Genomic DNA, 18,333 nt, shown 5'->3' on the forward strand with positions numbered 1-18,333 from the left:
TCTGCAATGTTCGCTGGCCTCCAGGGGTGGCACCTCCTCATCATCCTCGCCGTGATCCTCCTCCTGTTCGGTGCGCCCAAGCTCCCGCAGCTGGCCCGCAGTGTCGGGCAGTCGATGCGGATCTTCAAGAGCGAGGTCAAAACCATGAAGGACGAAGACGGCACCGAGCGCCGTGAGTCGACCGACGGAACCAGCGGCACTGTCGCCGGGTCCACCGGGACGACCACCGGAACCGGCACCACCACGCCGCCTGAGTCCCCGCTCAAGTAATGACGTCCGTGGCAGCGAAGAAGCCACGGACGAAGCGGACGAAGAACACCGACGGGCGCATGTCGCTCGGGGCACATCTCGTCGAGCTTCGCAATCGGCTCTTCAAGTCGGCGATCGCCATCGTCATCGCGTGCGTCGTCGGATGGTTCGTCTCGGAGTGGGTCTTCGAGGCCCTCAAGGCTCCGATCTCCGAGGTGGCCGCGACCCAGGGCAAAGAGGCGATCCTCAACTTCCCGACCATCGCCGGCGCTTTCGACCTTCGGCTCCAGATCGCCCTCACGGTGGGCATTGTTCTGGCGAGCCCGGTCTGGCTCTACCAGATCTGGGCGTTCCTCGTGCCCGGCCTCACCCGCAAAGAGATGCGGTACGGGCTGGGATTCATCCTGACCGCCATCCCGCTGTTCTTCGCGGGGTGCGCGGCAGGCTGGTTCGTGTTCCCGCACATCGTCGAGCTGCTGACCAGCTTTACCGGTACCGACGCCGCGAGCTTCCTCGACGCGAAGATCTACTACGAGTTCGTGCTCAAGCTGGTCCTCGTCGTCGGCATCGCTTTCGTGCTGCCGGTATTCCTCGTGCTGCTCAACTTCCTCGGCGTGCTCCCCGGCATGCTGATCCTGAAGTCGTGGCGCTTGGCGATCATGGCGATCGTGCTCTTCACGGCGATCGCGACGCCGGCCGCCGACCCGATCTCGATGTTCCTCCTGGCCATCCCGATCATTGTCCTGTTCTTCCTCGCGTGCGGGATCGCGATCCTGCACGACCGGCGCGCCGCCAAGCGCCAGCTGGTGTTCGACGGTAGTCCCTCCGACCTGCCCGCGTGACCGAACCGTCTCCCGCCGAGCGGTTCGCCGCGTTCCGCACGCGCCAGGGTCACGCGAGGGTCGAAGCGTTCCGCTCGACCCTCGCGTTCGACCTCGACCCCTTCCAGTACGAGGCGTGCAGCGCTCTCGACGACGGCCACAGCGTCCTCGTCGCGGCACCCACCGGTGCCGGCAAGACGGCCGTGGCCGAATTCGCGATCCACCTCGCCATGCAGGATCCGACGGCCAAGGTCTTCTATACGACGCCGATGAAGGCGCTGAGCAACCAAAAGTTCCAGGAGTTCGTCGAGGACTACGGGGCGTCCGAAGTGGGCCTGCTCACCGGTGACTCCAACGTCAACTCGCGCGCTCGGATCGTCGTCATGACGACCGAAGTTCTGCGGAACATGCTCTACGCCGACTCCGACCTCCTGCGCGATCTCGCCTACGTGGTGATGGACGAGGTGCACTATCTCGCCGACCGCTTCCGCGGCGCCGTCTGGGAGGAGGTGATCATTCACCTTCCGCAGCGCGTGCGGCTGGTCTCGCTCAGCGCGACCGTGTCGAACGCCGAGGAGTTCGGCGACTGGCTGCAGACCGTCCGCGGTGAGACCGAGGTGATCGTTTCGGAGGAGCGGCCCGTGCCGCTCGACCAGCACGTCCTCGTGGGCGGCAAGCTCGTCGACCTCTTCGACTCCTCAGGCCGGGCGGCGACCAACCGGGTGAACCCGGAGCTCGCTCGGATGGCTCAGGGCGGCTCGCGCGTCGAGCGCGGTGGGCGCAGCGGCCGCGGTGGGCGGGGCGGTCGTGGCCGCGTCCCGGAGCAACGCAGCGAGGAGCTGGTGCTGCGCTCGGAGGTCGTCGACATCCTCCGTGGCAAGAATCTCCTCCCGGCGATCTTCTTCGTCTTCAGCCGGGCCGGCTGCGACCAGGCCGTCCGCCAGGTGCTGCGCTCGGGCGTGCGCCTCACTGAGCGGCACGAGCGCGACGAGATCCGCGCCATCGTCGAGGAACGCTGCCGGACCATCCGCGACGAGGACCTCGCCGTCTTGGGCTACTGGGAGTGGCTCGACGGTCTGCAGCGCGGAGTCGCGGCGCACCACGCCGGCATGCTCCCCGCCTTCAAGGAGGTCGTCGAGGAACTCTTCCTGCGCCGACTCGTGCGCGTGGTCTTCGCGACCGAGACGCTCGCTCTCGGCATCAACATGCCGGCCCGCACCGTGGTCCTCGAGAAGCTCGAGAAGTTCAACGGCGAGGCGCGCGTGCCGATCACTCCGGGGGAGTACACCCAGCTCACCGGTCGCGCGGGGCGGCGCGGGATCGACGTGGAGGGCCACTCCGTCATTCAGTGGCGAGGCGGGATGGACCCCCAGGCGGTCGCCTCCCTCGCCTCGCGGCGGACCTATCCGCTCAATTCCAGCTTTCGCCCCAGCTACAACATGGCCGCGAATTTGATCGAGCAGTTCGGCCGAGTGCGCACGCGCGAGATCCTCGAGTCGTCGTTCGCGCAGTTCCAGGCCGATCGCTCCGTGGTCGACCTCGCCCGTCGGGTCCGCCAGCAGGAGGAGTCGATGGCGGGCTACGTCGCGGCGATGCAGTGTCACCTGGGCGACTTCGAGCAGTACGCGGCGATCCGCCGAGAGATCGGGGACCTCGAGCGCAGGGGAGCGGTGCGCGGCGAGTCGGCCTCGCACGCCGAGCGCGAGAAGCGGCAGGGACAGCTGACGAGTCTACGGCGGCGGATGAAGGCACACCCGTGCCATGCCTGCTCCGACCGCGAGCAGCACGCCCGCTGGGCCGAGCGCTGGTGGAAGCTGCGCCGCGAGACAGACGAGATCGAGCGTCAGATCCGCTCGCGCACCGGAGCCGTCGCCCGCATCTTCGATCACATCACCGAGGTCCTGCTCGAGCTCGGGTACTTCCGCCGCGACGAGGTCGGCGAACTCTCCCTGACTCCCAACGGACGGACACTGCGTCGGATCTACGGTGAGCGCGATCTGCTCGTCGCGGAGTGCCTTCGCAAGCAGGCGTGGATCGAGCTCGACCCCGCCGGACTCGCGGCGATGGCGTGCTGCCTCGTCTTCGAGCCGCGGCGCGAGGAGGGGACGCTCGGTGAGCGCTTCCTGCCTCGTGGCGCGTTCCCGGAGGCACTCGAGAAGACGCAGCTGCTCTGGGCCCGCCTCGACGATGTCGAGCGCGAGCACCGGCTGCCCGGCAGCAACCCGATGTCGACGAGTCTCGCGCTCTCGATGAACATGTGGGCCAAGGGGATGCCGCTCGACATGGTGCTGCGCGAATCCGACATGGCGGCCGGCGACTTCGTCCGCTGGGCCAAGCAGACCATCGACCTGCTCGACCAGCTGTCGGTCGTCGCCGAGGGGAAAGTCGGCCGCGCCGCGCGCACCGCCCTCGACCTCGTGCGCCGCGGCATCGTCGCCTACTCGACCGTCGCATGAAGCCGGTCGGCCCTCCGCCCGACGGGCGGACCGTTCCCCTGTGGGTGGCGTTGCCCCTCGCGGCCCTCGGCGGCGCCGTGCTCGATCGCGGCTTCCCCGACTCGGATATCTGGCCGCTCGCCATCGCGGGTACGGCGGCTATCCTCTTCGCCCTGGCGGGACGCGGCTTCTGGAGCGGCGCCCTCGTCGGCCTCGTCGGCGGCGCCGTCTTCTGGGGTGTCCACATCGAATGGCTGACCCTCTACCTCGGACCTGTTCCGTGGGCGGCTCTCGCCGGCCTGCAGGCGATCTTCTTCGCTCTCGCTGCGGGGCTCATGGCGGTCGTCTCGACGCGCGGCCACCGCGTCTGGACGGGTCCGCTCGGCCGCATGGTCGGCCTCCCCGCCCTGCTCGCCGCGCTCTGGATCGGGCGGGAGACGACCACGAACGTCTGGCCGTACGGAGGGTTCTCCTGGGGACGGCTGGCGATCTCGCAGTCCCTCGGCCCGCTCGCTGGTCTCGCGGCGTGGATCGGCTTCGCCGGCCTGGGCTTCGTGGTGGCGTTCCTCGCCGCCGTGCTCGCGCAGGCGGTCCGGGAGGTCTCCGTCCCGGCTCCCGCACGGGTGAGTGCGGTCGCGGGCTTCGCGATCGTCGCTCTGGTGTTCCCCGCCTGGCCCGCGCCGACCGAGGGCACCACGCGAATTGCCGCCGTCCAGGGAGACTCCGACGCGGGGCTGTTCTCGCAGAGCTATCGCGGTCAGATCCTCGAGGATCACACTTCCGCGACGTTGCCGATCCTCGACCAGGACGTCGACATGGTGGTGTGGCCCGAGAACGGAGTCGACATCGACCCGACTCGCAACCGCCAGTCCGCCGCCGTGCTCGACTACCTCAGCCGGACGATGGACGCGCCGTTCATCATCGGCACCATCACCACTCCCTCCGACAACGTCTTCTACAACAGCTCGCTGCTCTGGAAGGCGGGGGAGGGTGCCACCCAGGTGTACGACAAGGTGCACCCGGTCCCCTTCGCCGAGTACATGCCGGACCGAGCGTTCTGGCGGATGTTCGCACCCGACCTGGTCGACCTGGTGAGCCGCGACTACTCGATCGGCACCCGGCCCAACGTCTTCGATGTGAACGGCGTGCTCGCCGGTATCGCGATCTGCTTCGACATTTCGGACGACGCGCTGACGAACGCGATGGTCGACGGGGGTGCGCAGGTCATCCTCGGACAGACCAACAACGCCGACTTCGGCCGGACCGACGAGAGCGTCCAGCAGCTGGCGATCGCACGCCTGCGCGCCATCGAGACCGGGCGGAGCGTGGTCAACATCTCGACCGTCGGGACGAGCGCGATCATCGGTCCGGACGGCACAACGATCGACTCTCTGACATGGTTCGAGCCGGGTGTCATGGTGGACGAGGTTCCCCTCGCCTCCACCACGACCCCGGCTCTGGTGTGGGCTCGAAACCTGGGCTGGTACTTCCTGGCCGCTGGTCTCGTCGGCATGGTCTCGTTCGTCCTCAGGACTCGCGAGACGCTCCGCCGTTCCCGCTGAGCGGCGCTAGGCGCCGATCTTGTGCTCGCCGCGCCGGGCCCGCAGGTAGGCGAGCCGCTCCTCGAGCAGCTCCTCCAGCTCTGCACGGGTGCGCCGCTCGAGCAGCATGTCCCAGTGGGTGCGCGGAACTTTTTGCTCGCCCTTGTCCACGACGACCGGCTTCGAGTCCACCATCAGAGTGGCCTCGTGGCCGCAGGAACGGCACTCCCAGGTCTCTGGCGCTTCCGCGTCGGCCGAGAACACCATGTCGGTGTCGTGGCCGCAGTTCGCGCAGTGGTATTCGTAGGTCGATCGCGCGGAGAAGACGACGCCTTCTTCGCTCTGCAGGCTCTGGGATCCGAGCCGCATTCCTCGCAAGCTTCGATCTGCCATTGTGTGGTCTCCTCTCGCTGTGATTCCCCAGTGTCAACGTCGTAGCTGGAGGTGGTCTTCCCGTCCCTGCCTTTGCCAGAGAATCCTCAGGTCGGAGGCATAATCGACGGCTCAGGCGGCCCGCGAGCGGGTGGCTTCGGAGAGCGTGTCGACGGCCGCTCGGGCGAGGTCGGTGCGGTCGGTCACGAGGGCGTCGACTCCGAGTGCGAGGAGTTCTCTCATCCGCTCTGGATCGTTGATCGTCCAAAGGTGGATGTCGCAGCCGGTCGCCCGCAGCCGGGAGAGAATCCGCGGTCGGGCGACCCGCAAACCGACCGCGGTCTCGGGCACGTGGAGCGCGTCGATGCCACGGAGGGCGTGCGGCGGAGGCGCCCATGATTGCAGCGACGACCGGCACGACCGCGTCGCCCGCCTTCACGTCGATGCTGAAGCGCGCATGGGGGAGGGAGGCGAGGGCCTGCTCGAGAGAGGCGCGTGCGTCGGTCTCCAGCAGATCGGCGCCGGCGGCGAGAGCCCGCTCGAAGGCGGCAATCGTGTTGCCCTCGGCGGGCGGACCACATCCGCGATGCGCGAGCACCCGGGGCGTCGGTCCGCTGAGGACGAGGGGACGCACGGGTGCGCGCATTGCGGGCTCTTCGCGCGGATCAGACGGCGGGCGGCGGGGGAGTGGGCGCGGATCCCGCCTGCGGCGAGTCCTGGGGCCGGACCGCGGGGGCGGCCTGGCCACGCTGGCCCAGCGCGCCTCCGATGCCCTTGAGCGCCTCCGTGAGCTCGCTCGGAATGACCCAGAGCTTGTTCGCACTGCCCTCGGCAATCTTGGGCAGCGTCTGAAGGTACTGGTAGGCGAGGAGCTCGCTGTCCGGGCGACCCTCGTGAATCGCGTGAAACACCGTCGTGATCGCCTTCGCCTCACCCTCGGCTCGCAGCACCGCGGCTTTCGCCTGCCCCTCCGCTGCGAGGATGGCGGCCTGGCGCTGTCCCTCCGCGTTGAGGATCTGGGACTGCTTCGTGCCCTCAGCGGTGAGGATCACGGCGCGACGGTCGCGCTCGGCGCGCATCTGCTTCTCCATCGAGTCCTGAATGGAGAGGGGCGGATCGATGGCCTTGAGCTCGACGCGTCCGACCCGGATGCCCCACTTACCAGTGGCCTCGTCGAGGACGATGCGCAGCTGGCCGTTGATGTTGTCGCGGGAGGTCAGTGCCTCCTCGAGGTTCAGGCCGCCGACAACGTTGCGGAGGGTGGTGGTGGTCAATTGCTCGACCGCGCCGAGGTAGTTCGCGATCTCGTAGGTCGCGGCCCGCGCGTCCGTCACCTGGAAGTAGACGACCGTGTCGATCGAGACCACCAGATTGTCCTCGGTAATCACGGGCTGCGGCGGGAACGAGACAACCTGCTCGCGGAGGTCGATCAGGGGGCGGACCCGGTCGACGAACGGCACCACGAGGTTCAGGCCGGGCAGCAGAGTCTTGTGGTACTTGCCCAGCCGCTCAAGCACACCGGCGGTGGCCTGAGGGATGATGCGGACCGCCCGGAACAGGACGACCAGCGCGAAGAGGACGACGGCAGCGACGATGACGAGCGTCACCACGGAGGAGGGTGTCACGAAGTGCTCCTTTCGGCGGGGACGACGACCGCGGTCGCGCCCTCGATGGCGGTGACGACGACTCTCTCGCCGACTCCGAGTGTGCGGTCCTGGACGAGCGGGGACAGACGGACGGTCCACGTCTCGCCGTTGGCGAGCTTGACCTGGCCGGCGCCGGGGCCGGCGATGACGACGCTGCCGGCCAAGCCGAGGAGGGCGTCCGCACCGCTGGGGGTGGGATCTCCTCCGCGTTTGAGGAGGCGCAGAAGGGGAGGGCGCACGGTGAATAACAGCAGCGCGGCGAGGATTGCAGCAACGGGGACCTGGATCCAGAAGGGAGCTCCGACCAGGCCGACGAGCAAGCCGCCGATGCTGCCGACGGCCAGCATCAGGAAGGTGAACTCGAGGGTGATCATCTCGATGATCACGAAGATGAGGATCAGCGCGAGCCAGAGGATCCACGCGTACTGGGTGACAGCGTCCATGCTGTCTGCTCCTTCCCCTCGACGAGCAGTTGCAGGCTAGCAACACCCCCCGGACAGGGCCTGAGAGCGGAGTGTGCTCCGTGGCCTCGGGGCGGTTGGTAGGCTTCGGGGTCGGGCCGCGGCCCGTTATCGTGCCCGATCCGGCCCCGAGTCGGCGTCCTGGAGGAATACCTCGTGTCCAATCCCCTCGCACCCGGTTCCCTCGACGGCACGCGCGCCCTCGTCACCGGATCGTCCCGTGGCATCGGCGCCGACACGGTCCGCTACTTCGCCGAGGCAGGAGCCCGCGTCGTCGTCAACTACCGCTCGAAGGCGCCCCGGGCCGACAAGCTCGTCGCGCAGATCGTCGAGGCCGGCGGCAGCGCCATCGCGGTCGGCGCCGACCTCACCGACGCCGACTCGCGCGCCCAGCTCTTCTCGCGCATCGAGCAGGAGTACGGCGGACTCGACATCCTGGTGCTCAACGCCTCCGGCGGCATGGAGAGCAACAGAGGAGAGGACTACGCGATGGTCCTCAATCGCGACTCGCAGCTCGCCGTGCTCGACGCGGCTCTTCCGCTGCTCGGCGAGGGCTCACGGGTCGTGTTCGTGACGAGCCACCAGGCGCACTTCATCCACACGACTCCGACGATGCCGGAGTACGAGCCTGTCGCCCTGTCGAAGCGGGCCGGCGAGGACGCCCTGCGCGAGCGGATCGGCGAGCTCGCGGAGCGCGGAATCGGCTTTGTCGTCGTGTCCGGCGACATGATCGAGGGAACCATCACAGCGACGCTGCTGGAGCGCTCGAACCCGGGTGCGATCAGCTCGCGGCGCGAGTCGGCGGGCAAGCTCTACAACGTGCAGGAGTTCGCGGCCGAGGTCGCGCTGGCGGCGGTCGAGCCGATCCCGGCGGACAACACGCGCTTGGTCGGCGACATCTCGGACTTTAGCTGATCAGATCCGCGGGTGATGGGCGCCCGTGGCGTCTCGGACACGTGCCGTCGACCAGTGCTCTGATCCGGTCGCTCCTCATACTCCGATAATGCACATTATGTCAGTTCGTGGCTGACCAGTTCACCGTGGAGGGTCAGCGCTGGTGCGCGAGAATGTGCCGCACGATCGGGCCGGGAGTCCTGCTGTCGCAGTGCTCCCGGCCCGAGCTCGGTTACTCCAAGAAGTAAGCAGACACCGTCTCCTCGTTGACGGTCACTGCTGTCACCGGTGACACGGCGCCGCCGAGTACTCCAGCAGACGTGATCGCCTCGAGGACGGGGCCGTCGAGGATGATCCTGACCATGCCACCGGCATGCGGTGCGCTCCAGGTCTCCTCGCCCGTTCGTTCGAGCACGATGGAGTCTTCGGTCCGAATCAGAGCGGCGACTCGTTCACCGGCGTTGAGGAGGTCGATCCGCTCGCCGATCCCGCCCGGCGTCCATTCCAGGTCGACGACCTGCCCTGCGATCCGACTCAGATCCGCCCGACCGGCTCGAGCTGCCTCGAGCGACGGGTGGGCGGTGGTGACGAGGCTGCCGTCGCGGATCTCCAGGACGTGCGGGACGCTGAGTGCGCTGCTCCAGCCGACGTCCCCGTCCTCGACGCCACGCATCCAGAACATCAAGCACGGCCGGCCGTCGGCATCGCGGAAGAAGGACGGGGCGTAGTAGGACTCGCCGAAGCTCAGCCTCCCCCAGGTATCCGCGTCGAAGCGGCCGTTCGCGTAACTGCCGACGCCGTAGCCCGCGTAGTAGAGCACGTCGTCATCCCAGACCGAGCTGACCAGGACGTGGCGCCCGTCGACCTCGATGATCTGCGGGCACTCCCAGAGTGCACCGACCCAGACGGGTTCCCGTTCCGCTGTGTTGCGTCGTGCGGCGACGCCGTCGAAGGTCCAGTCCTGCAGGTCTGTCGAGGTGTAGGTGACGGCGAGGGCATCCCCGTCCGCGGTACCGGCGCCGACGACCATGCGCCAGCTCTTGCCCTCTCGGATGATGAACGGGTCGCGGAAGGCGATCAGGTCGAGGTCGTCGGGGGTTTCGAGCAGGACAGCGCCCTTCTCCCAGTGATCCCAGGATCCGTCCGTCGCACGGGCGATGCGGATGCGGCCCCGGCCGAGGTCGGGCTGGACGGTCGAGGTGTAAAGGATGACCGCTCCGTCGGGTCGATCGACGAGACTGCCGGTCCAGATTCCGTCGTCCCCATCGCCGGGCGCGAGGGCGACGGGTCGGCGGTCCCAGTGCAGCAAGTCCGGTCCGACCGCGTGTCCCCAGTGGCAGTTCGGGGCCCACACCGTGCTGTCCGGGACGTACTGGTGGAAGAGGTGGTACTCGCCGTCGTGGAAGGTGATCCCGTGCGGGTCATTGATCCACCCGGTCTCGGCAGTGAAGTGGATCCGCGGGCGGGTCACGCGCGTCCTCCGTCGTAGCGCCGGCGGATCTGCGCGGCCTGCTCGCGGTTCCCGCGTTCCCAGTCGTCGATCTGCGCACGGCGCTCCTCACGGAGGGCGTCGCGGGCGGAGGTGAAGTGCTTCATCCGTTCCGAGGCCGCCTCCCGCGCTGCCCGCTGCTCGTCGTTGAGGGCCGGGAGCTCGCTCGTGATCACCCGGTCGACGGGTCGCAGTGGGAGCCGCTCCTCGACAGGCGGAACCTCGAGGATCGGCGAGGGCAGTGTCTGGTACCAGTACGCGGTCGAGGACCAGTCGTCCGAGAGATGGTTGCCGTGCCCGTGCTCGAAGGTGACCTTGATGCGCTTCTCGAAGCGGATCGGGTCGACCAGGTGGAACCGGTAACTGTGGTGGAACCCGGGGACGTCCTCTTCGTGCACGATCGTGCCGTTGAACTGATACGCGTTGCGCTGCATTCCCCAGGCATGACCGAAGTAGTCCTCCATCCCGGTGCCGTGCAGGCTCGGCGGCCAGGTGTCGTCATCGATGAAGATCATGTCGTCGCCCTCACCCCACCAGGAGCCCTGGAAGTGACGGACCGCGAGGGTGCAGCCGACGTAGTGGCCGCGACCTTCGGTCTCGAGGGCGACGTAGTTGTCCTCGCCGGTCAGGTTCGCGACCGTCGTCTCGATGCTGTTCGCTTGCAGATCAGGACCCCAGCCAACGTTGGGGAGCGCTCGCCGCCAGTGTGCGTGGAAGTAGACGGTGTCCTCCGGCAGGGGCTCGGGCGAGAGTTCGTAGTCGATGTAGAAGTACTGGAGGTAGGGGATGTCGTTCTGGTTCTCGACGACCACGCGCGCGCGAGAGCCGAACGGCATCCGGAAGTAGCTGTTGAAGGCGGCGCTCCCGCCGAAGGAGTGCAGCTCCGGCTCCTTCGCGGAGACCGAGAGCGGGAGGGAATCATAGCTGCCGGAGAGGGAGTTCATCAGGCCGAAGAAGTCGCCCAGGGGCGCGACGACGCTCGGGGTCTCCTGGTCATCCCAGTAGATCTTGAGCAGGATCTTCCGGTAGTAGTCGGGGTCCACGACCTCCCAGCTCACGCCGAGCGCATTGTGGATCTCGAGCATCGGCACGCCGACGACCGCCGGGTCGATCTGCCCCGGACCGGGCTGGACGCGGCAGGACTGCGTCATCCAGATGTGGGTGATCGCACCGGGACCCTCGAGATCGGCGAGGGTGCGCTCCTCCCCCGGCATCACGATCCAGTTGTCCCGGTTGCGGCCGGTCTGATCGAAGCTCGACGCCCTGGCGGAGCGCCCCGGTCGAGTCCTCGTGAGATCGCCCAGGAGGCCTCCGGGAGTGATCGGATCGGTCATCATCGTCCTTCCTGCGAAGCGGCAGAGCTTCGATTCGCTTGTCGTACCGCCGCATCGAAACGTTTGCGCGGTGAGTGTGATCCTAGACAGGACGCCCCGTGGGCCGCAATGGCTCTGGAGCGGGAACCTGACTACGGTGGGGCCACGCGCAAAGGATTGATCGGAGAAAAATGGCCACCATGGTTCAGGTCGCACGCATGGCGGGGGTTTCGACGTCGACCGTTTCGCACGTCCTCAACAACACTCGGCCGGTCGACCCCGCCACGCGTCGCCGCGTGATGGACGCCATCAAGAAGACGTCCTACCGCCAGGACACCCTGGCCCGGTCCCTCCGGCGCTCCCGCACCGACAGCATCGGACTCGTCGTCTCGGACGCCGGCGAGCCCGCCTTCGCAGCCATGGTGCATGGCGTGGAGGATGCCGCCGCGGCCGAGGGCATGACCCTTCTCCTCGCCAACTCCTCCGAGGATCAGGTGCGTGAGGCGCGGGCCGTCCAGACCCTGCTGGGCCGACGCGTCGACGGCCTGATCCTCGCGCTCTCCGCAGACTCCGGCGACTCCGGGCTGGGCGAGCTGCAAGGCGGATCTCCCCCGGTCGTCCTGCTCGACCGCGTCTTCGACGCTGCGCCCGTCGATCAGGTCGGGGCGGACAATCGCGAGAGCATGCGCCGTCTCGTCGAGCACCTGCGCGCAGCGGGCCACCGGCGGTTCATCCTCATCGCAGGCGACCAGCGCGTGCCCACCCTGCGGGAGAGGGCGGCAGGATTCCGGGACGCGGTCCCCGCGTCCGACCGAGACGACCAGGCAGTGATCGACGACAGCGAGCGTGAAGCCGTCGATGCCGCGGTGATGGCGGCGATCCGTCGACCGCTTCGTCCCTCGGTGGTCATCGCCTCGAGCACGCCGCTCGCCGTTCAAGCCCTCGAGCGCCTCCGCGCAGAAGGCCTCGCGATTCCCCGTGACATCGCCTTTGCGACCTTCGACGGCTTCGACCACGCCGATCTCTTCGAGCCCGCGCTCACGACGATCAGGCAGCCCGGATTCGACATGGGAACGGCGGCAGTGAGGCTGCTGCTCGAGAGAATCGAGCGGCCGGCCAGCAGCCCCCGCACCGTGCGGCTGCAGCAGACCCTCGAGCTTCGGACGTCGACAGAAGCGTTCGAGTTCTCCCTGTAAGCATTACTTGACAGCGGGTAGAAGCCGCTTCTACTCTCGGGCAAACGGTTCGCGCAAACGTTTCGATGTGCGAGTCTTCCTGACGCCCCCCTCATCAAAGGAGATGCCCATGCTCGGACATCGGATTCACCCGCAGAAGCCGAGGCTCACCGCGGCCGTCGCCCTCGCCCTCGTCAGCACCGTCGTCCTCGCGGGCTGCTCCACCGCCACCGGCGGGGACTCCGCTGACGGCACCACGACGATCACCCTCTCGATGCAGAACCCCGATGTCGAGACCGCTGACCCGGCAACCTGGGCGATCGTCCAGGCTTTCGAGGCCGCCAACCCCGACATCACCGTCGATGTGACCGGTCAGGCGGTCGCCGAGCACCTGCAGAGCCTGACCATCGCTGCGCAGAGCGACACCCTTCCCGACGTCTTCTGGGTCTACAAGGCCACCGCTGAGGACATGCTTGACGCGGGGCGACTCCTCGACCTCGCCCCCGTGCTCGACGAGCTGAACGTCACCGACCGCTTCCCGGAGAGCACGGTCACCAACTTCACGAAGGACGACGTGATGTACGGCGTCCCGTACCAGGGGCTGCTCACTGGCCTCTGGTACAACGAGAAGATTCTCTCGGACAACGGACTTGCGGTTCCCACGACGTTCGACGATCTCGTCGAGGTCGCCGACACCCTCAGCAAGAAGGGGATCGTCACGATCTCCAACGGCGCGAACCAGTCCTCGTTCAGCGTGTGGTCCTTCCTCGTGTGGCTCGACCGCTTCGGCTACCAGGACAAGATCGACGGCATCCTCGACGGCTCCGACAGCTACTCGAACCCCGACTTCCTGCGCATGTACGAGCACATCGCCGAGCTCCGCGACGCGGGTGCCTTCGCCTCGAACGTGTCGACGCAGACCTATCAGCAGGCCGTCGACCAGTTCCTGCAGGGCAAGGCTGCCATGCTCGACGCCGACGTCTGGGCGTCCAGCTCCATCCAGGACTCGGCCGTCGCCGCCGACACCGGCTTCTGGGCCGGACCGCAGTTCAGCGACGGCGTCGGCGAACAGAACATCATCATGAACGTCGCCTCCGCCCCGCTCGTCGTCGACCACAAGGTCGGAGACGACGAGAACAAGCTCGCCGCCGTCGAGAAGTTCCTCGCCTTCTACTACAGCGACCAGGCGCAGCAGCTGCTGGTCGACAACGGCCAGCCACCCGTTACCGACTACGCACCCCAGCTCGACGCAACGAAGCAGAGCGCCCTGAAGAGCGCCCTCGACGCCACGACCGCCGACGGAGTGTCCAGCCCGCAGACCCAGCCCGATCTGCTCGTCTCGACCGCCGTCTCGAGCGCCATGTACGACAGCATCTACGGCGTGATCCAGGACCAGCTCAGCCCGCAGCAGGCCGTCGATCTCGTTCAGAAGGCCATCGACGCAGGCCAGTGACCTGCCCCGGGCGGAGTCGCAACCGCGACTCCGCCCCTCCCCCGATCACCCCTCTCGAATCGAGATCACTATGACCTGGGTCAGCTCTCGCTGGAAGATCACGCTGATGCTTCTCCCGGCGCTCGTCTTCTTCACCGCTTTCGTCGTCTACCCCGTCCTCTACTCCCTCGGCTACAGCTTCACCAGCTTCGCCGGCTTCGGCGCCGCGACCTTCAACGGGCTCGCCAACTACGTCGCGCTGGGCTCGGACCCTTTCTTCTGGCAGGCCCTGTCCAACACCGTCATTATCCTGATCGTCAGCCTCGCCGTCCTGATCCCTTCCTCGTTCGCCCTGGCACTCCTGCTCCAGCGGCACAAACGCGGCGGAGGACTGCTTCGAGCCCTCGTCTTCGGACCCGCGATCATCGCGCCGATCCTCGTGGGACTCATCTGGGTGTTCATCCTCGACCCGAAGATCGGACTCCTCAACCGCCTCCTCGCTCCACTCGGCGTCCCCGAGATCCAGTGGATCGGCGGAGACACCCTCACGCCCTACGCGGTCTCGCTCGTCTTTATCTGGAGCAGCATCGGCTTTGCCATGACGATTTTCTACGCCGGGCTTCAGCAGCTCCCGGAATCGATCATGGAAGCTGGCGACATCGACGGCGCCTCCGGCTGGCAGCGACTGCGCTACATCACCGTCCCGATGATGAACGAGACCTTCGGGATCGTCACCCTCCTCCTCATCACGAATGTCTTCAAGATTTTCGAGCTCGTCTACATGCTCACCGGCGGCGGCCCGGTCCATCGCTCCGAGACCCTGGTGAGCTACATGTACTTCGTCACCTTCACGAACCAGAACTACGGATCCGGCATGGCCATTGCCGTGATCGTGTTCGTCCTCGGCGCCCTCGTCTCCGGCGTCTACCTCGCACTCGCACGACGACGGAGCATCGCATGAGCACCCTCACCCCGCAGCACGACACCGTCCTGGCCACCGCGGAGACGGAGCAGAGAGGAGCAGACCGTGGTCCCTGGCGCGCCCGAGCCCGCCGAGCCTTGATCATCACGGGAATCGCCGCCTACCTGGTCACGTTCCTGATCATCCTGCCGATCCTCTGGATCGCCCTGCTCTCGCTGCAGCCCAGCGACAAGATCCTCTCCGACCCCTTCTCGCTGCTCTCCCTCACCCTGGACAACTACGCAAACGTCATCGGCTCGCTCCCGCTGCTGCAGATGTACGCGAACACGCTCCTCATCGCGGTGATCTCGGTCCTCGTCGGAACAGTCGTCTCGTTTATGGCCAGCTACGCGCTCACCCGGATGATCTTCCGGCGGCCGCGAGCACAGTCCGCGCTGCGCTTCTACCTCCTCGCGGGTCTCGCCGTTCCGGTCTATGTGCTGCTGTTCCCGATCTACCGACTCGACCTCGCGCTGGGCATCTTCGGCACCTTCGCCGCCGTGATCCTCCCCTACATCGCCGTCTCGATTCCTTTCAACACTCTCCTGCTCACCGGTTTCCTGCGCGAGTTCCCGACCGAGCTCGAAGAGGCGGCGATCATCGACGGCGCGGGACTGTTCCGCATCTGCCGATCCGTCGTGCTGCCCGTCATGCGACCGGTCATCGCCACCGTCCTGATCTTCAACATCGTCTACGTTTTCAATGAGTTCCCGTTCGTGTCGATCCTCCTCAACAATCCGGATATGGCGACCGTCTCGCTCGCAGTCTCCCGCTTCCAGGGGCAGTACACCGTCGACTACGGAGCGATGATGGCCGCCGCGACCCTGGTACTCCTCCCCCAGCTCGTGATCTACGCGCTTTTCCAGAAGCAGGTCATCGCGGGCCTCACCGCCGGCGCGGTCAAAGGATGACCGCCTCCGTGCTCGTGCTCGGCGACATCCTCGTCGACGAACTCCGCACTCCTGCAGGGTCGGTCGACGTCGCAGGAGGGTCCGCACTCAATGTCGCCGTCGGACTCGCCGTGCTGGAAGTCCCCGCCGTCCTGGCCGGGATGGTGGGCGAGGACGAGTCAGGCGGGATGCTCCGGCGGCACGCGGCCGACCACGGGGTGACCCTGCTGGCCACCACCGCTCCGCTGGGAACGGGGAGGGCGATCTCCGACCGGACGGCCGGGGAGCCGCAGTACTCCTTCTCCGAGGCCTCGCGCTCCCGTACTCTCGTGCCGACCGGGGAGCTTCGGCAGGCAGCCGCGCGAGCCGATCTCGTCGTCGTCAGCGGATTCCCGTTCGACGTCTCGGTCGAGGTCGCGATGCTGCGGGCCCTGGTCGTCGACGGCGCTCGATTGGCCATCGACGCCAACCCTCGACCCGGCCTCCTGCGCGACCGGGCCGCTTTCGCCGCGGGGCTCCTCGACCTCTCGGCCGGCGCCGCGCTCGTGAAGCTGGGCGCCGACGACGCCGAACTGATCTTCGCGACCGGGCTCGCTGCGGCAACCGCTCGCGTCCTCGACGCAGGAGCGCAGGCGGTGCTCGAGACGACAGGGCCCGACGGAGCAGCCTTCGTACGGCGCGGCGAGCGCGTCGCCGTGCCGATCGCGCGCGCCGACGGAGAGATCGTCGACACGATGGGCGCGGGCGACGCCGTCTTCGCCACCGTCGTCGCAGCTCTGGCCGCCGGCGTCCTCGATCCCGTCCCGGCGCTGACGCGAGCGATGGACGTCGCTGCCGCGACCATCCGCTCCCCCGGCGGACTCCTGCGACTGCCCGCCTGAGCGAGGGCCGGACGATACTGTCGGCGACCTGCTCGGAGTCCGCCGGCGACTGGACGCGCCGCACGCGATTCTCGGCGGCGGCCCGGCCGGGGAGACTAGTCGGACTCCTCCCACACTGCCAGCGAATGGATCGACGTGCTCACCGGACTCAGTGCCTTCCCCCTCACTCCCCTGACCGACGACAGTGTCGACGAGCCGTCGTTCGCGGCTCTCGTCGAGCGGCTGGCCCGTGCGGGGGTCGACTCAATCGGCGCGCTGGGCTCGACCGGCTCGGCGCCGTACCTCGACCGCGGCGAGCGCCGCCGGGCCGCGCAGATCGCCGTACGCAGCGCCGGCCCGGTGCCCGTCGTCGTCGGGATCGGAGCGCTGCGCACCTCGCAGGTGCTGGCGCTCGCCGAGGACGCGCAGAACGCCGGAGCGAGCGCGGTGCTGCTGGCTCCGCTCAGCTACCAGCCCCTGACAGACGAGGAGGTGTTCGGACTCTACGAGGACGTCACCGCGCAGCTCTCGGTTCCGCTGGTCGTCTACGACAACCCTGGGACGACGCACGTCACCTTCACCGATGATCTCTACGCCGCCGTCGCCGCGCTCCCGCACGTCGCGTCGATCAAGATCCCCGGAGTGCCTGCGGAGCAGGAAGCCGCGACCCTGCGCGTGCAGGCGATCCGGCATCTGCTCCCGAAGGAGGTGGGCATCGGGGTCTCCAGAGACGACGCGGCGGCGCGCGGACTGCTCGCCGGTTGCGACGCCTGGTATTCGGTGCTGGGCGGTCTCTTCCCGCAGACGGCGCTGAGGATGGTCCGGGCGGTGCGCGCCGGCGACTCGGCGGCGGTGACGGCGGAATCGGCGCGGCTGCAACCGCTCTGGGATCTCTTCGCCGAGTACGGCGGCAGCTACCGCGTGGTCGCGGCGATGGCGGAGCAGCTCGGGCTCGTTGCGGTGGACTGCCTGCCGAGGCCGGTCCGCGGGCTCGACCTTCGGGCGCGGAACCGGGTCGCGGAGGTGCTGGCGGCGCTCGGCTTGACGGCGGAGTGATTCGGGCCGGGAGGGAGTGATTCGGGCCGGGAGGGAGTGACGGAGCCGGCGCCGCCTCGCCGCGCTCCTCGCGTCTGCAACACTGGTCGCGTGTCGTCGACTCGTGCGCTCCGCACCCTCCGGGGTGTCGTGGCAGCGACCGTTTCGACGCTGATCGCTCTGTTCTCGCACGTCGTCGGGGGCGGGCCGATTCCGGGGCTGCTCGGCATCGCCGTGCCGCTGGTGCTGTCGGTACTCGTGTGCGTGGGGCTGGCGGGGCGGGGCTTGTCGTTGATCCGGGTCACGATCTCGGTCGCGGTGAGCCAGGTGCTGTTTCACACGCTCTTCGTTCTCGGTTCGAGCGAGGGCCCGGGCCCGGCGCCGACGCACGCACATCACGGCACCGTCATCGAGGTCAGCGGTGCGATGGCGCACTCCGGGATGGCCGGGTCATCGATGTCGATCGCGCACATGGTCGCCGCGGTCGTGACGATCGCCCTCCTGCACCGCGGCGAGGCGATGCTGATCCGGATCGCGGCAACGACCGGTCACCTCGTCACCCGGCTGGTGCGCCTGCCGCCGTTGCCCGCTGCCGCGCCTCGTCCTGCGCTGCGATCCTCGTTCGAACTCCGCGACGTCCTCCCGCTCGCGGTAGGAGTCTTCCCTCAGGCCGCCCCGCGCCGCGGCCCTCCCGTCCAGCGAGTTTCTTGACGAGACCGACGCCGGCCCGGCCGTGAACTCTGCCGAGGGTCCGGGTGA

The 18,333-nt window shown here is 67.9% G+C and carries 18 protein-coding genes and 1 pseudogene; 12 read left to right on the forward strand and 7 right to left on the reverse strand.

The genetic code is table 11. The features are described 5' to 3' along the window. Window positions 1-6: 6 nt before the first annotated feature. Genes tatA through lnt form a run of 4 tightly spaced genes read left to right on the forward strand, consistent with a single transcriptional unit; the run spans window position 7 to window position 5,067 of the window. Window positions 7-270: a Sec-independent protein translocase subunit TatA gene (gene tatA, locus A6122_RS06795; protein WP_068253077.1), complete on the forward strand. Its 264-nt coding sequence runs from the start codon at window positions 7-9 to the stop codon at window positions 268-270. Next, window positions 270-1,091, forward strand: a complete 822-nt coding sequence (tatC, locus tag A6122_RS06800) for a twin-arginine translocase subunit TatC (RefSeq protein WP_373408347.1) — start codon at window positions 270-272, stop codon at window positions 1,089-1,091. The genes tatA and tatC overlap by 1 nt, the downstream gene beginning before the upstream one ends. Beyond that, window positions 1,088-3,526: a DEAD/DEAH box helicase gene (locus A6122_RS06805; protein WP_068253080.1), complete on the forward strand. Its 2,439-nt coding sequence runs from the start codon at window positions 1,088-1,090 to the stop codon at window positions 3,524-3,526. The genes tatC and A6122_RS06805 overlap by 4 nt, the downstream gene beginning before the upstream one ends. A 44-nt stretch (window positions 3,527-3,570) precedes the next feature. After that, on the forward strand, window positions 3,571-5,067 hold the full coding sequence (lnt, locus tag A6122_RS06810; RefSeq protein ID WP_237358247.1) for an apolipoprotein N-acyltransferase: 1,497 nt from the start codon (window positions 3,571-3,573) through the stop codon (window positions 5,065-5,067). Window positions 5,068-5,073: 6 nt separating this feature from the next. Here lnt and A6122_RS06815 read toward each other — a convergent pair whose 3' ends face one another. From A6122_RS06815 to A6122_RS06830, 5 genes and pseudogenes are all read right to left on the reverse strand, one after another. Then, window positions 5,074-5,439, reverse strand: a complete 366-nt coding sequence (locus A6122_RS06815) for an RNA polymerase-binding protein RbpA (RefSeq protein WP_068253083.1) — start codon at window positions 5,437-5,439, stop codon at window positions 5,074-5,076. A gap of 111 nt (window positions 5,440-5,550) precedes the next feature. Next, window positions 5,551-5,769 carry a glycerophosphodiester phosphodiesterase family protein gene (locus A6122_RS17255; protein ID WP_068253086.1) on the reverse strand — a complete coding sequence of 73 codons (219 nt, stop codon included), beginning with the start codon at window positions 5,767-5,769 and terminating at the stop codon, window positions 5,551-5,553. A 184-nt stretch (window positions 5,770-5,953) separates the two neighbouring features. Beyond that, a pseudogene (locus tag A6122_RS17550) lies at window positions 5,954-6,064 on the reverse strand (hypothetical protein); the annotation flags it as partial. A gap of 19 nt (window positions 6,065-6,083) precedes the next feature. Beyond that, entirely contained in the window at window positions 6,084-7,043 is a 960-nt protein-coding gene (locus tag A6122_RS06825) for an SPFH domain-containing protein (protein ID WP_084415865.1), read from the reverse strand. Next, the gene (locus A6122_RS06830; RefSeq protein ID WP_068253089.1) at window positions 7,040-7,507 is read right to left on the reverse strand and encodes an NfeD family protein; all 468 of its coding nucleotides are present in this window, start codon (window positions 7,505-7,507) and stop codon (window positions 7,040-7,042) included. The genes A6122_RS06825 and A6122_RS06830 overlap by 4 nt, the downstream gene beginning before the upstream one ends. A 174-nt stretch (window positions 7,508-7,681) precedes the next feature. Between A6122_RS06830 and A6122_RS06835 the strand changes: the two genes are divergently transcribed. Continuing rightward, window positions 7,682-8,440 (forward strand): SDR family oxidoreductase, encoded by a 759-nt coding sequence (locus tag A6122_RS06835; protein WP_068253092.1) that lies wholly within the window; start codon window positions 7,682-7,684, stop codon window positions 8,438-8,440. Between the two features lie 211 nt (window positions 8,441-8,651). On the opposite strand, the gene A6122_RS06840 is transcribed toward A6122_RS06835, so the two are convergent. Together A6122_RS06840 and A6122_RS06845 are read right to left on the reverse strand one after the other, a co-directional pair. Then, window positions 8,652-9,890 carry a glycoside hydrolase family 32 protein gene (locus A6122_RS06840; protein ID WP_068253095.1) on the reverse strand — a complete coding sequence of 413 codons (1,239 nt, stop codon included), beginning with the start codon at window positions 9,888-9,890 and terminating at the stop codon, window positions 8,652-8,654. Beyond that, window positions 9,887-11,242, reverse strand: coding sequence for a glycoside hydrolase family 172 protein (locus A6122_RS06845; protein WP_068257241.1), 1,356 nt, complete (start codon window positions 11,240-11,242; stop codon window positions 9,887-9,889). The genes A6122_RS06840 and A6122_RS06845 overlap by 4 nt, the downstream gene beginning before the upstream one ends. Window positions 11,243-11,421: 179 nt before the next feature. On the opposite strand from A6122_RS06845, the gene A6122_RS06850 reads away from it, so the two are divergent. The 7 genes from A6122_RS06850 to A6122_RS06880 all read left to right on the forward strand — a co-directional run bounded on the left by A6122_RS06850 (window position 11,422) and on the right by A6122_RS06880 (window position 18,285). Next, window positions 11,422-12,417: a LacI family DNA-binding transcriptional regulator gene (locus A6122_RS06850; protein WP_237358248.1), complete on the forward strand. Its 996-nt coding sequence runs from the start codon at window positions 11,422-11,424 to the stop codon at window positions 12,415-12,417. A gap of 109 nt (window positions 12,418-12,526) precedes the next feature. Beyond that, entirely contained in the window at window positions 12,527-13,849 is a 1,323-nt protein-coding gene (locus A6122_RS06855; RefSeq protein ID WP_068253101.1) for an ABC transporter substrate-binding protein, read from the forward strand. Window positions 13,850-13,919: 70 nt separating this feature from the next. Next, entirely contained in the window at window positions 13,920-14,789 is an 870-nt protein-coding gene (locus tag A6122_RS06860; RefSeq protein ID WP_068253104.1) for a carbohydrate ABC transporter permease, read from the forward strand. Continuing rightward, window positions 14,786-15,700, forward strand: coding sequence for a carbohydrate ABC transporter permease (locus A6122_RS06865; protein ID WP_084415866.1), 915 nt, complete (start codon window positions 14,786-14,788; stop codon window positions 15,698-15,700). The genes A6122_RS06860 and A6122_RS06865 overlap by 4 nt, the downstream gene beginning before the upstream one ends. Continuing rightward, the gene (locus A6122_RS06870) at window positions 15,697-16,560 is read left to right on the forward strand and encodes a carbohydrate kinase family protein (RefSeq protein ID WP_068253107.1); all 864 of its coding nucleotides are present in this window, start codon (window positions 15,697-15,699) and stop codon (window positions 16,558-16,560) included. Before A6122_RS06865 ends, A6122_RS06870 begins: the two co-directional genes overlap by 4 nt. 135 nt (window positions 16,561-16,695) lie before the next feature. Then, the gene (locus tag A6122_RS06875) at window positions 16,696-17,595 is read left to right on the forward strand and encodes a dihydrodipicolinate synthase family protein (RefSeq protein ID WP_068253110.1); all 900 of its coding nucleotides are present in this window, start codon (window positions 16,696-16,698) and stop codon (window positions 17,593-17,595) included. 90 nt (window positions 17,596-17,685) lie between these two features. Then, the gene (locus A6122_RS06880) at window positions 17,686-18,285 is read left to right on the forward strand and encodes a hypothetical protein (protein WP_068253113.1); all 600 of its coding nucleotides are present in this window, start codon (window positions 17,686-17,688) and stop codon (window positions 18,283-18,285) included. Window positions 18,286-18,333: the final 48 nt, after the last annotated feature.

The organism is Rathayibacter tritici (assembly GCF_001641005.1).
Lineage (GTDB): Bacteria > Actinomycetota > Actinomycetes > Actinomycetales > Microbacteriaceae > Rathayibacter > Rathayibacter tritici.